At 40.8% G+C, this 13,853-nt stretch carries 14 protein-coding genes, 1 pseudogene and 1 riboswitch; of the genes and pseudogenes, 14 read left to right on the plus strand and 1 reads right to left on the minus strand.

The window, feature by feature from the left end:
- Positions 1 to 10 precede the first annotated feature (10 nt).
- The 14 genes and pseudogenes from ABHC48_RS11775 (at position 11) to ABHC48_RS11840 (ending at position 12,824) form a co-directional block, all read left to right on the plus strand.
- Positions 11 to 787, plus strand: a complete 777-nt coding sequence (locus ABHC48_RS11775; RefSeq protein ID WP_187565603.1) for a hypothetical protein — start codon at positions 11 to 13, stop codon at positions 785 to 787.
- Positions 788 to 848: 61 nt separating this feature from the next.
- Positions 849 to 1,067: riboswitch (Lysine riboswitch) on the plus strand.
- Positions 1,068 to 1,225: 158 nt separating this feature from the next.
- A complete protein-coding gene (locus ABHC48_RS11780) occupies positions 1,226 to 2,848 on the plus strand; it encodes a Na+/H+ antiporter NhaC family protein (protein ID WP_187565602.1) in 1,623 nt (540 codons plus the stop codon).
- A gap of 316 nt (positions 2,849 to 3,164) precedes the next feature.
- Positions 3,165 to 3,818: pseudogene (locus tag ABHC48_RS11785) on the plus strand (pseudouridine synthase); the annotation flags it as partial.
- 259 nt (positions 3,819 to 4,077) lie between these two features.
- Positions 4,078 to 6,033, plus strand: a complete 1,956-nt coding sequence (gene ligA / locus ABHC48_RS11790; RefSeq protein ID WP_195699696.1) for an NAD-dependent DNA ligase LigA — start codon at positions 4,078 to 4,080, stop codon at positions 6,031 to 6,033.
- A 292-nt stretch (positions 6,034 to 6,325) separates the two neighbouring features.
- On the plus strand, positions 6,326 to 7,267 hold the full coding sequence (gene metA / locus ABHC48_RS11795; RefSeq protein ID WP_347505554.1) for a homoserine O-succinyltransferase: 942 nt from the start codon (positions 6,326 to 6,328) through the stop codon (positions 7,265 to 7,267).
- A gap of 435 nt (positions 7,268 to 7,702) precedes the next feature.
- Positions 7,703 to 7,876 (plus strand): hypothetical protein, encoded by a 174-nt coding sequence (locus ABHC48_RS11800; protein ID WP_173719018.1) that lies wholly within the window; start codon positions 7,703 to 7,705, stop codon positions 7,874 to 7,876.
- Positions 7,852 to 8,415, plus strand: coding sequence for a hypothetical protein (locus ABHC48_RS11805; RefSeq protein WP_118584045.1), 564 nt, complete (start codon positions 7,852 to 7,854; stop codon positions 8,413 to 8,415). Before ABHC48_RS11800 ends, ABHC48_RS11805 begins: the two co-directional genes overlap by 25 nt.
- Before the next feature lie 114 nt (positions 8,416 to 8,529).
- Entirely contained in the window at positions 8,530 to 9,477 is a 948-nt protein-coding gene (locus ABHC48_RS11810; RefSeq protein ID WP_118584046.1) for a ParM/StbA family protein, read from the plus strand.
- On the plus strand, positions 9,474 to 9,821 hold the full coding sequence (locus tag ABHC48_RS11815; RefSeq protein WP_118584047.1) for a hypothetical protein: 348 nt from the start codon (positions 9,474 to 9,476) through the stop codon (positions 9,819 to 9,821). Before ABHC48_RS11810 ends, ABHC48_RS11815 begins: the two co-directional genes overlap by 4 nt.
- A gap of 20 nt (positions 9,822 to 9,841) precedes the next feature.
- Entirely contained in the window at positions 9,842 to 10,234 is a 393-nt protein-coding gene (locus tag ABHC48_RS11820) for a hypothetical protein (protein ID WP_187564854.1), read from the plus strand.
- Positions 10,235 to 10,626: 392 nt separating this feature from the next.
- Positions 10,627 to 11,058, plus strand: coding sequence for a sigma factor-like helix-turn-helix DNA-binding protein (locus ABHC48_RS11825; RefSeq protein WP_118584049.1), 432 nt, complete (start codon positions 10,627 to 10,629; stop codon positions 11,056 to 11,058).
- Positions 11,059 to 11,060: 2 nt separating this feature from the next.
- Positions 11,061 to 11,243: a helix-turn-helix domain-containing protein gene (locus ABHC48_RS11830; protein WP_118584050.1), complete on the plus strand. Its 183-nt coding sequence runs from the start codon at positions 11,061 to 11,063 to the stop codon at positions 11,241 to 11,243.
- Between the two features lie 276 nt (positions 11,244 to 11,519).
- On the plus strand, positions 11,520 to 11,741 hold the full coding sequence (locus ABHC48_RS11835; RefSeq protein WP_118584052.1) for a hypothetical protein: 222 nt from the start codon (positions 11,520 to 11,522) through the stop codon (positions 11,739 to 11,741).
- 54 nt (positions 11,742 to 11,795) lie between these two features.
- Positions 11,796 to 12,824, plus strand: coding sequence for a phosphoadenosine phosphosulfate reductase family protein (locus tag ABHC48_RS11840; protein WP_118584051.1), 1,029 nt, complete (start codon positions 11,796 to 11,798; stop codon positions 12,822 to 12,824).
- Positions 12,825 to 13,050: 226 nt separating this feature from the next.
- Here the strand turns inward: ABHC48_RS11840 and ABHC48_RS11845 are convergent, their stop codons facing one another.
- Positions 13,051 to 13,392, minus strand: coding sequence for a helix-turn-helix domain-containing protein (locus tag ABHC48_RS11845; protein WP_204454564.1), 342 nt, complete (start codon positions 13,390 to 13,392; stop codon positions 13,051 to 13,053).
- Between the last annotated feature and the right edge of the window lie 461 nt (positions 13,393 to 13,853).

Genomic DNA, 13,853 nt, shown 5'->3' on the forward strand with positions numbered 1-13,853 from the left:
AGGTGGAGAGATGAAACGAGCACTTTTTGCTTCACTGGATGCCTGGCAGAAATACTGGGGGAACGGATTTTATGTCTATTTACTGCTGGCTGCATGTTTGTATTTCCTGGTATTCGGAAGAAAAAAAGAACGAGCCAGAATTTTATCCGGCTATATTGTAGTTTTTCTTGCTGTGTTTTTCTGTCCGGTGACTGCTTATATTATACAGAAATGTATAGGACGGTCGGTTTACTGGAGAGTATTATGGATTCTTCCGGCAGTGCCGCTTATAGCTTATGCCGGAACCTGCCTGGTAAAAAAGGCGGGAGCCTCCAGACCACGGCAGTACATACTTCTGATTTTTATTGCGGCAGTGCTGGCTTTTTGCGGAACTGGCCTGAATAGAGATGGTTTTTACAAAAAGGTTCAGAATGTACAGAAGATTCCTGATGAGGTAGTAAGCATCTGCAATCTGATCAATGAGCAGAAGGAAGAAAATGAAGAAATCTACCTGGCAACAGATGACAAAATAGCTTCCTATGTGAGAGTTTATGATCCGTCTATCAAAATGCCTTACGGAAGAGGCGGTAAAGGAGCCTCTGGAAAAAAAGCTGCAAGATGGCTCCATAAACAGCTTGTGGCAGAAGTACCGGTGATCAAAAAGGTAGTAAAAAATGCAAAAAGACTGAAATGCAATTACCTGGTTTTCCCTGTTCCAAGCAAAAAGAAGCAGCTGTATATGGAAACAAAAGGGTTCTTACTGATCGGTCAGGTAAATGAGTACGGTATTTTCAAATATTGTGAATAAAAGGGTTGCATTTACAGGAAAAAGCTGATACATTTAGTTTGTGAATAAACTGAATACGGGAAGTTATGATAGAGGCGCAGGCTTCATCAGTAATTTCAGCTGCAGAGACTGGTTGTGTGCAGAGTATGGGCATACGCAGATACACGCTCTGGGTCGTATGGCAGACTGGCTGGAATGAAAGGGGAGACTGCCGAAGGATTTTTTCTCAGCCAGGAGAGAAGTTCTGGGCTGACGCAGAATATGCGGCAGACTGTCACTGTTGTGGAGCGCTATCTAAGGTATAGATCCTGTGAAGAATAAATGCCATGAATGTGTCCCCATAATGGGAGTGCATTCATGGCTTTTTGCGTTAAAGAAGAGGAGGCTTTTAAGAAAACGCTCTGACCGGTTTGTGACTGGTCATCTGGTATTCAGGAAAAAAGAGGGAGGAAATCGATAATGAAGTACAATTGTAAAAAGTTGTCTGTTCTTTTTGCAGCTGTTATGATGTTTGTCCTGGCATGTCCGGTGACTGTTCTGGCAGCGGCAGAAGAGGAGGCTGGCACACCTGCTGTGTACGCTACTTTCTGGTCATTGATACCGCCAGTTGTGGCAATCGTTCTGGCATTGATCACAAAAGAGGTTTACAGTTCCCTGTTTCTTGGAATTTTAGTTGGAGCACTTCTGTACTCTGGCGGTAATTTTGAGGGAACGGTTAATCATATTTTTTCAGGCGGAATGATCAGTGTGTTATCATCCGGCAGTAACGTAGGTATTCTGGTGTTCCTGGTAATTCTTGGAACTATGGTCTGCCTGATGAACCGGGCTGGAGGCTCAGCCGCTTTTGGACGCTGGGCAGGCAAACACATCAAGACAAGAGTTGGGGCAGAGCTGGCAACCATTTTGCTTGGAGTGTTGATTTTTATTGATGATTATTTCAACTGTCTGACGGTAGGCAGTGTTATGAGACCGATCACAGATCAGCACAATGTATCACGCGCGAAGCTGGCATACCTGATCGATGCCACAGCTGCGCCGGTATGTATCATTGCACCAATCTCATCCTGGGCAGCTGCTGTCAGCGGTTTTGTTCCGGGAGAGGATGGAATGTCCGTGTTTGTAAGAGCTATTCCCTATAACTATTATGCACTTCTTACGATTGTAATGATGGTATCTATGGTTTTGATGAAAGAAGAGTTTGGTGCTATGGGTGTGCATGAGTCCAATGCGTTAAAAGGGGATCTGTTTACCACAGCAGCCCGTCCTTATGCTTCAGGCGAAGGTGATGGACCGGTGAATCCAAGAGGAAAGGTTATGGATCTTCTGATCCCTATCATCTCTTTGGTTATCTGCTGTGTAATCGGTATGATCTATACTGGAGGATTTTTCAGCGGTACAGATTTTGTAACTGCTTTTTCCCAGAGTGATGCTTCTGTCGGACTGGTGCTTGGAAGCTTTTTCGGTCTGGTGATTACCATTCTTCTTTATATGGTGCGCAGAGTGCTGTCCTTCCGCGATTGTATGGCATGCATTCCGGAGGGCTTTAAGTCCATGGTACCGGCAATCCTGATCCTCACTTTTGCATGGACCTTAAAGAGTATGACGGACAGTCTGGGAGCTGCTGAGTTTGTTGCGGAAATGGTGAAGTCTTCTGCAGAAGGACTGGTAAATATGCTTCCGGCTATTATATTCTTGGTAGCCTGCTTCCTGGCATTTGCTACTGGTACTTCATGGGGAACCTTCGGTATTCTGATCCCGATTGTTGTTCATGTATTTGAAAACACACCGGGAGACTTGATGATTATTTCCATCTCTGCCTGTATGGCTGGTGCTGTTTGCGGTGACCATTGTTCTCCGATTTCGGATACGACGATTATGGCCTCCGCGGGAGCTCAGTGTGATCATGTAAATCATGTGTCAACTCAGCTGCCTTATGCCATTGTGGCAGCAGTGGTATCCTTTGTAACTTACATTTTCGCCGGCTTTATCCAGAGCCCACTGTGCCTGATCATCGGTGTAGCACTGATGATGGGAGCTATGTGTGTTGTGAAAATGAAGTTTTCAGATCTGAAAACGGAATAAAGAGGTTTTTCTTATTGGAAAAATAAGAAAAGAATGTGGAAGCCGGGATGGATTTTCCTGTGTAATGCCTGCGGCAGTGTGGAAGAATTTACAGTGTCTGCAGAGTGTTGACGGGGAAATTGTCCTGGCTTTTTTGCATGCTTCTATCTTCTTTATTGGCTGCTTAATATTCGCTTTGGAGCGTGTGTAGAGAAGGTTTTTTGCAAGATGTGCATTACACTTTGCGGGAAAGCTTTTTTAAATGTGTTCTGGAGCTTCCGGAGCTTTGGGTAAGGTTTGCCTTGCATATGCCCGGGAAAAACTATATAATGGAAAAATGGACGAAAAAATCAGAATCAACAAATACTTAAGCGAAGCGGGATTCTGTTCAAGACGTGAGGCTGACAGTCTGATCCGGAATGGACGGGTGACTGTGGAAGGTCATATGGCAGAACCGGGAGAAAGGATTACAGCAGATACAGTTGTATTTGTGGATGGCAAGCCTGTGAAAAAAGTAGAAGAAAAAGTTCTACTTTTATTTCACAAGCCCCGAGGTGTGGTGTGCAGCACAAAAAAACAGCGCCAGGAGACTACAGTTACGGAGTATCTGAATTATCCGGTTCGAATTTATCCCATAGGACGTCTTGATAAGGAATCCGAAGGGCTTTTGCTTTTAACAAACCAGGGAGACCTGGTAAATAAGATCATGCGTGCGGGAAACTACCATGAGAAAGAATATCTGGTGACTGTGAATAAGCCAGTTGATGGTGATTTTGTGAAAAAAATGTCATCTGGAATTCCTATTCTGGATACCATTACCCGTCCGTGTTTTGTGGAAAAAACAGGGAGAAATTCTTTTCGGATCATTCTCACCCAGGGCTTGAACCGGCAGATCCGCCGAATGTGTGAATATCTGGGATATCAGGTGCTTAGTTTGAAGCGCGTACGAATCATGAAACTGACAATAGATGGCCTGAAAGAGGGCGGGTACAGAGAAGCCACCCAGGAGGAGTGGAAGAAGCTGGAACGTGGAATTGCAGATTCCTCCCAGCTTCCCGCAGCCAGAAGGCAGGACAGTGCGCCTGTATTTTCCCAAAAACAGGGAAGAGACAGCATTCCCTTTTCTTCAATTCCAGAAGTAAAAAGGCAAAATAAGCCAGCTGCTTCCCGCACTATTTCAGAAAAACGGCAGTCTGTCTCACAGAGGAAGTCTGCTTGCAGTAATTATAACAGTAAAACAGGAGGACATCATGGAAAATTCTCTACAGCGAATGAAAGAACTGGTAGAAAAGCTGGATCAGGCCGCGAAGACATATTACCAGGAAGACAGGGAAATCATGAGCAATCAGGAGTACGACAGCCTGTACGACCAGCTGGAGCAGCTGGAAAAAGAAACCGGCACTGTACTCACAAATAGTCCTACTGTCCGTGTAGGATACGAGGCAGTCAATGAACTTCCGAAGGAAGAACATCCAAGCCCCATGCTATCCCTTGATAAGACAAAAGACAGGGAAGTGCTCCGTGGATTTATAGGAAATCACAAATGCCTTTTATCCTGGAAGCTGGACGGACTGACCATTGTTCTTACTTATGAGAACGGTGAACTTGTGAAAGCAGTAACAAGGGGGAATGGAATTGTAGGTGAGGTTATTACCAACAATGCCAGGGTGTTTAAGAATATTCCTCTTCGCATCCCTTATAAAGGTCAGCTGGTGCTTCGGGGTGAGGCGATTATCACTTATTCTGAGTTTGAGCGGATCAACGAGACTATAGGCGATGCAGATGCCAAATATAAGAACCCGCGGAATCTTTGCAGTGGTTCCGTGCGTCAGCTGAATAACGAGATTACGGCGAAACGAAATGTGCGTTTTTATGCCTTTGCCCTGGTAAGTGCCCGGGATGTGGATTTTTCTAATTCCAGGGAGCAGCAGTTTATCTGGCTGAAGAAACAGGGCTTTGAGGTGGTGGAGTATAAGTTGGTTACCTCTGAAAGTCTGGATGAAGCCATGGATTATTTTTCAAAGACAATTGTAAACAACGATTTTCCGTCAGACGGACTGGTGGTGACCTACGATGACATCGCCTATGGGGAGTCTCTGGGGAGTACTGCGAAATTTCCGCGAAATTCCTTTGCTTTTAAATGGGCGGATGAAATGCGGGAAACCAGGCTGGTGGATATGGAATGGAGTCCGTCAAGAACCGGACTGATTAATCCGGTTGCAATTTTTGAACCAGTGGAGCTGGAAGGTACTACAGTAAGCCGTGCCAGCGTGCACAATATCAGTATTGTGAAGGAACTGCAGCTTGGAATTGGAGATACCATTAAGGTGTATAAAGCCAATATGATCATTCCACAGATTGCGGAGAATCTTACAAGAAGCGGCAATCTGGTAATTCCGGATAAATGTCCGGTGTGCGGCCGGGAGGCGCGTATCCGCAAGGAAAACGATGTGGAGACATTATACTGCATGAATCCGGACTGTGTTGCCAAGAAGATTAAGTCCTTCAGCCTTTTTACCAGCCGTGATGCCATGAATATTGACGGACTTTCAGAGGCAACTCTGGAGAAGTTTATTGCAATGGGATTTATTCATAATTTTGGTGATATTTTTGAAATTGGAAAATATAAAGATCAGATCGTAGAAATGGAAGGATTTGGTCAGAAGTCCTTTGATAATCTGATGGTGAGTCTGGAGAAAGCGAAAAAAACTACTCTTGCCAAGGTGATCTACAGTCTTGGGATTACAGGTATCGGTCTTGCAAATGCCAAGGTAATCTGTAAGTATTTTGACGATGATATAGAGAAAATCCGCTATGCGGATGAAGAAGAGATCAGCTCGATTGAAGGAATCGGTCCGGTAATCGCCGGAAGTCTGGCTGATTATTTTAAGAGCGCAGAGAATAATCGGAAGCTGGATCATCTGCTCAGTCATCTTCATCTGGTTCATGAGGAGACTTCTGCGGAACAGGTTTTTGCAGGGAAAACCTTTGTTATTACAGGCAGTGTAGAGCATTTTTCCAACCGTTCTGAGGCAAAGGAATTTATCGAAGCCCGCGGCGGTAAGGTGACCGGTTCTGTGACAAAGAAAACAGACTATCTGATCAATAATGATAAAACATCGGCTTCTTCCAAGAACAAGAAGGCACAGGAACTGGGAATCCCGATTTTGTCGGAGGAGGATTTCCTGGAGCTGGCGGGGATTTAAAAGAAAATTTGGGTAATCTGTACGTTGTACTTTGCGGTATATTTTGCAGAATGCCTTTTGGTAATCTGTGTTTTTTGCTTACTTCGTTTACAGCAATCCCCTTTGCGATGCATAAAAATCATGCAATCCCATGATCTCGCGACGAGGTTTTCGGGTTTTCTGTGAACTTTGTTTATAAAAAACACCTCGCGGAACGTTACCAGTGAACAGTAACTTTTTCATAACTTGCTTGTGCCTTGAGCGAAGCGAAAGGAATGACAAAAAGTATGTATAATAGTAGGAGGAAATTGCAATGCCAATTAAAATACAAAGTGATCTCCCGGTAAAGGAGATTCTGAAAAAAGAAAACCTGTTTGTTATGGACGAGAACCGTGCTATGCACCAGGATATCCGTCCGATTTATATTCTGATCTTAAATTTAATGCCACTGAAAGAGGAAACCGAGCTTCAGCTTCTTCGCTCTCTTTCCAATACTCCTCTGCAGGTTGACGTAAGCTTTATGGCAGTGGAGTCCCATCAGGCGAAAAACACTTCCAGGAGTCATCTGAACAAATTTTATCAGACTTTTTCTGAACTGAAAGATAAGAAGTTTGATGGAATGATCATTACAGGAGCACCGGTAGAGCAGATGGAGTTTGAAGAGGTTGATTACTGGGAGGAAGTTACCCAGATCATGGACTGGTCCGAGACCCATGTGACATCCACTATTTTCCTGTGCTGGGCTGCTCAGGCTGCGCTCTACCATTTTTATGGACTGAAGAAACGTAAGCTGGATAAAAAAATGTTTGGCCTTTTCTGGCACAAGGTAATGAACCGCAAAATTCCGCTGGTCAGAGGGTTCGATGATGTATTTCTGGCACCTCATTCCCGACATACAGAAGTTCCTATTGAAGATGTACATGCCTGCAAAGACCTTACTGTCCTTGCAGAATCCGACGAAGCAGGTCTTTTTCTTGCCATGGCAGAAGACGGCCGCAAGATTTTTGTAATGGGTCACCCGGAATACGACCGTGTCACCCTGGACGGCGAGTACAAACGCGATCTTGGCAAAGGTCTCCCCATCGAAATGCCTGAAAACTACTACCGCGACAACAACCCCGAAAACGGTCCGCTTCTGCTGTGGAGAGCCCATGCCAACAACCTGTATACCAATTGGCTAAATTATTACGTCTACCAGAGCACCCCGTATGACCTGTACGGAACACCTGATTTTTCCAGTATTTCCAGGGGTTAAGAGAGTTGCGCATTTCACGTAAATTATTATAATTTCACGCTATTTATTACGAAAATGGAGTAAAAATGGAGTACTAGAGGTGTGAAAATGGGGTATCAAAATAAGAATGTAAAAGGTGTGTAAATGAATATTTTTTATAAATTTTGATGAATAAAAATACATGAATAAGTCCATGGGTTATTTGATAACTTATGGGCTTATTTTAGTGTTTGGGACAATTTTTAGCCCAGATATTATTGGGCTTTGTTTTTAGAAAAAGAGAAGATGCATTATTGGTGCGATTGTATTTCAATGTGGTTCTTATTTCAAATCAAAAAAATCTTAAAAAAATCGCATTTTTTTTCCATTTTTTTACACATTTCGACAAGTAATTCCATTATTTATAATAGGAGAGTATAGTACCACTCCATAAAATTAGAAACGGAGGAATCAAAAATGTGGCATTTTTGGCTTTTTTTCTGGATCCTGCTGGCAGTGGTAATTATACTCATGTATTGCTGCCTTGTTAGAGCTGGAAAAATGGACGACGAAATGGAGAAGGCGTTTAGAAAATTAAATGAAAAGAGAAAGGATGAGACAGAGCTGTGGCAAGGGGAAGATCAGGAGTAATTTCAAAGGAATATAAGGGGGAAGAAAATACTGCCTATCATGACGTTATTAAATTATTCAAAATTTATCGGGCTGTAAACTGGCAGATGCAAATTAAAATTAATCAGGTTAAACGTCGATTCCATATGGAGTATGGTACAGACGTGGATGAATTCTTAGAAAGCATTTATCAAGCGGGAATGGACGTGGAAAGAGATTTGGCATCTGAGAAAGAGCGTGTAGAGGCCATCAACCGATCAAACCAATATTTGCGTTTAATTGATGAAGCCGTTGATCTTATGCGAAGGTACCATCCGCAGGGGGAGCGGTATTATTGGGTACTTTATTACAGTTATTTATCGTCAACAAAACCAGAGAACATTGATGAAATCCTGGACAAGCTGGAACTACATTTTCCGCAATATGCAAGAGTTCACAGGACTACATATTTTCGTTGGCGTGAACAGGCTTTTGAAGCTGTAGGAAGCATATTATGGGGCTATGAGGGAGAAAGTGAACGTGTACTGAAGCTGGTTTGTGAAGATTACGTAGAAAAATAATTATTTCCAAAATCCTATTGACACAGATTTTCCAAAATCTCTATAGTGAAATTGCAAGGACGCAAAAAAGGCGTATAGCAATACTATATTTGGATTTTGAAAGGAGAAATACATATGATTATTTCAGTGGATACCGGTAACAAACACATGAAAACAGAGAACTGTGAGTTCAATTCCGGGGTGGAAATTTTGGATACACTGCCAGGAGAGTTGGAAGAGGTGATTGAGTACGAAGGAAAATATTATATGACAACGAATAGAAGAATCTCGTATATGGAAGATAAGACCGCAGATGATCGGTATTATATTCTGACATTATTTGCCATTGCAAAAGAATTATCTTACCGCGAAAAAAATGAAGGTTTGCTTCCGCAAAATTTACAGGAGATTGAGCTTCTGGTAGGACTGCCGCCTGCGCATTATGGGAAACAGCGAAAAAAATTCAGGGAGTATTTTTATCGGAATGGGGCAGTAGTTGAATTTTGCTATAAAGGCATTTCATACCGAATTGTTTTCAAAGAAGTAAAAGTTTATATACAGGCATATGCCGCATATTGTCTTCTTGCTGTGAAGAAACAGTTATCGGTAATACCAAAAATTTTATTAATCGATATTGGTGGCTTTACCGTAGATTATATGGTTTTAAGATTTGGACAGCTGGAAATGGAGTATGTCGATTCATTAGAAAATGGTGTCATTCGGTTATATAACAGTATTAAAGCTGCGATAAGACAAAAATACAGTATTCTCTTGGATGAAGAGGATATTGACAATATTATATTGGAAAGAGGTGGTTGCTATAAACCAGAGTTAAAAGAACGTGTACGTGAGGTTGCTATCGGATATGTGACAGAATTACTTGGAAAGTTTCGTGAGCTTGGAATTGATTTCAATACGACACAGACAGTATTTCTTGGAGGAGGTTCTATTTTATTGGCAGATTTCATCCAAATTGTATGGAAACGATTCGGTGTAGAATACAATATTATCAATGATACAAAAGCAAATGCAAAAGGGTATCGCTTACAGTATCTGGTTGAGAATAAGGAGGAACGGAAATGAGTAAAAAAAATGAGTACCGTTTCAATCTCCGTTTTGATGAAACCGATGAAGATCATCGGAAAGTCTGCCAGTTTTTGAATGATTACTGTGGTAGCAGGAAAAAAGCCAGATATATTGTTAAAGCAGTACTGGCCTATTGGACAATCGAAAATAAATCAATTGAACAGATAGCCCCAAAGCCGGTTTTTTCTGATCAGCCAAAGGAACAAAAAGTTCCTTTGGCACCAGAAGATAAGAATGAGGAGGATCATTTTGTAAGTATAGATGGAGAGTATGAAGCGAATGATGCGGAGGTTTCTTTAATGCTGAAGAATTATAAGCTGTTTGATAATTCTGAGGATTAGACAGGGAGGTGCAAAAAGTGATGGAACTTAAAATATTGGGGAGCATTTGTTTTCTGGAGGCAGTAGGGACTGTCGGAAACATTATGGGATATCATTTGGGAGCAGGAATCTGCCTGGCAGGAACAAGTTTGCTGACAGTATATACAGTTTATCTGGGAATGGAAAAAACACATAAGAAAATATGTCCGGAGTGTCAGTGTGAAATTCGGAAGTCGTATAGAATCTGTCCGGAATGTGGACACCTTTTTCAAGAAGGGTTGTCTGAAGAACAGCTAACAGATGTTATTGAAAAGGAAAAAGAAGACGATATGAGCTCCGAGCAGATTGATAGGGCATTTGAAAAAGTAGATACTCTTTCAATGGAAGAAGTCAAGGCCTATGATTCAGAACTGGATGATTTTCTAAGAAAATAGTATCTTTGGTGTTTGGTTAGGTTGTGGAAGAAATCAAGAATGTGTTAAATTGCATAAATTAATTATACAAAAATTGTGAAAATTCTATGAAGAAATGATGCCAAAAATTATTTGAATCGTATTATATATAGAATGTAAAAGAAAATATAATTCCTGGTTCCATGTAAATGTTTGCGGTTAACTCCATTGTGGCATGGATCGATCAGGCAGGAGGAACAGAAAATTCATAAAAAGCAGAAGGATACTCAACATTACCTGGTTTGTGCGGACTACTGGAAAGTTATTTCAGTAGTCTGTTTTGTTAATTGTAAAAGTGGTTGTTATTATGACAAATTGCAAAGAGCTCCGCCAACTGGAGAAGTTTTACAGGATTACAAATTAGGGGGGCAATAATGCCAAATAAAATGGATAAAGAACTAAAGAGAAAGTTTGGAGCGTATTTAAAAGTTTCAATATTGAACGCGAAAAAAGAATACCTGATAGAGCTGAATAAAATAATCAAAACAGAGACATCTTTGGATGAAGTTGATTCTATTGAGGATAAGGCAGCAGAACGCATGTTAGAGAATGTCTGTATTGATTATAAAATCAAAGATGGTGAAGAATTTCATGCGAGAGACGTATTAAATAGTATTGATGATCCCACGCTTTATTCTGCTATTTCTGCTTTAAATACCCTTCAGATTGAAATATTAGTATTGCGATGTATTGGAAAGAAAACTTTTCGTGAAATTGGGAAACTGGTAGGAAGAAGTGAGTTACAAGCTAAAAACATATATTTCAATACACTTACAAAACTAAGAAAAATCATAGGAGAAAAATAGATATGGGATTTAGGGAACTTCTTAATAGAGCAAAAACGATGGATGATACCGCGATGGTTCAGATAATAGAATTATATAATCCGCTATTATATAAATACGCAAACGTAAATAGTCAATTTGATCAAGATTTATATGAGGAGTTTGTATACCGTTTGATTATATGTGTTGTGAAGTTCCCATATTAAACCAATAAATATAATAATGCAATATATTGTATTATACAGTTGACAAAATAGCTATATATAGATATTATGAACATGTAATCATTTTTGTTTCTGGATTCAGAAACAGATATTTTGTTCAGGCTTATGGCCTGGAGAAAAAATTTAACCAATCATATGTACAAATAAAAGCATAGAAAGACATTGATTTATTTGAAAAATGAATGTCTGTTCTGTGCTTTTTTTGTGCGCAAAAAGGAGGTGGCTTCGTTGAAGAATTTTCAGAAAGGAGGAGAACGAATGAAATTTAAGCCCACGGTAGTATTATATGGATCCGTGATGCAGCCATTGAAGGAAGGACAGAAAGCTCACTATTGTCAGAATGGATTATGGCGTTCAACAGGAAAAATTAGGCGAGTATTGGAGCAGAATGATGAGTATGTAAAGTTTGAGACAGATACAGTTTGCTACTGTATTAATTTCTATGAGGAGGGCACTGGTGTTGTAGCACTGGCTGCATAAGGACGAACCTACGGATATTTTTTTTAATATCCGTAGGTTAATGGAGCTGAATAAATGTACATTCTTCAGGATGAATTGAAATTAAATGAGTGGCAATTTAGTCAGCGGAAATACCTGCCCTATGAAATGAAAGTGAAGCTTGCGGAAACACGGATTCAAGAATGGTATGAAAACTGGTATGGAGATGTGTACCTTAGTTACTCTGGGGGCCTGGATAGTACGGCACTGCTGTATATGATACGAATGGTATTAGGAGATGAGATACCGGCTGTATTTTCTAACACAGGACTGGAATTTCCAGAAATTGTACGGCACGCACGTAGGGCAAGCGGTAACTTTGTGGAGATTTATCCCAGGTGGAAGTCTGGAAAACGAGCTTATTTTTCGGAAGTTGTGGATAAATATGGTTTCCCGATTGCTTCAAAGGAAACGGCAAGCAAAGTCAGTAAACTTCGTCATGGTAACCTAAGTGATCGCTATCGTAATTACCTTTTATATGGGGATGAACGTGGGAAATTTGGTATGTTGCCTAAAAAATGGCGTTTCCTTGTTTGCATGCAGTGCGATATAAGTCCAAAGTGTTGTGATATCCTTAAGAAGGAACCTTTTACCAGATATGTAAAAGAGACTGGAAGAAAGCCGTACATTGGAATTACACAGGATGAAAGTTTTCGAAGAGAACATCAGTATTCGAAAACAGGATGCAATGTATATAGTGGAGCTCTTATAAAAAGTCAGCCTTTGGGTTCTTGGACGAGGGCTGATGTACTACGATACATTGTTGAAAAAGATATTGAAATCAGTTCGGTATATGGGGATATCCTACAGGATGAATTTGGACAGTACTATACGACTGGTGAACAAAGAACCGGATGTATGTTCTGCGGATTTGGCGCACACTTAGAGGCTGAACCAAACCGTTTTCAAAGAATGCTTGTAACGCATCCTAAACATTATAAGATCTGTATGAATTTGACTAATAATGGAGTTCGGTATGAAGAAGCGTTGAATGCGTGCGGAATACCAACAAAAACATGGGAGCAGGCAGGACAATTAAGCCTTGATTTAAAAAATGCTGCTTAGAATGAAATCGAGGGGCTGTCCTGAAAACGTAGTTCAGCGATAACCTATAAACAAGCATTCTAAATAAGCTCGCCTTTTGGCGGGCTTATTTCCTTCTCTTAATTATACAGTTAAAGAGATTCATTTCGGCTGAATCATTACATTTACCCCTAACTTTTCTAATGTACGAATATTCCTATTGATTATCTTTTCTTGATTGATAACGGAGTAGTAGTCCGCTCCAAGGTCATGATAAGGAACTTTCTCTTTTAGTATATGATAGATCGCGATTAACATGGTATGGGCTACTGCAATTAAAGCCCTTTTCCCACCTCTGCGCGCGGCAATTCTTTGATAACGGGAGTAGAGATAACTTTGCTTGTTGTTGTTTCAATTCTTTGGAATATTTTTTATTCCCTTTCAATGTGAATGCATTTGCTCCCATAGATTCATAGTTTCGAATCCATTGTTGGACAGATGCGAGACTTACATCAAACATATCGGCAATTCGCCGTTGACTTTCTTTTCCATCCAGATATAGATTTACAGCATATATCTTATCTGCAACAGATACTTTTCTTTTAGACATAAAATATGCTCCCTCCTAAGTGACAAGTTTTTATTATTTCACTTGTCTACCTAGAAGGGAGCATATCAAATAGACAGTTCTAAGAGAGGGAGGGTGTGACTCATGTCGAGTCACACCCTCCCCAAATTTTTATCATAAAAAGAAAAAAAGATGGCTAACGACAACCATCTTTCTCTCCGTTACATGTTATAATGTAACTATGCTGAGTCTCGGAGTCATCCAGAACACCAAGCCAGCGCCGTCTGTGAGAGTTCCACAGTTTAAGCCATTTGTAAAACAGGTTTTGTGAAATGCCGAAGCGCTCACAGAGCTGTTCTATGGAGCCAAGGGAGGCAAAGTACTTCCCCAGAAGACACAGAACAAAGAGCAGGCTGAAACTGGAGTAAAGAGATTAGGTGAAAATGGAGAACGAACAGATAGTAATAGAATTAAAAGAACTTTTGTATATGGAATTCAGGCGA

This window comes from Ruminococcus sp. 1001136sp1, assembly GCF_039841815.1.
In the GTDB taxonomy this organism is placed as follows: Bacteria; Bacillota; Clostridia; order Lachnospirales; family Lachnospiraceae; genus Blautia_A; species Blautia_A faecis.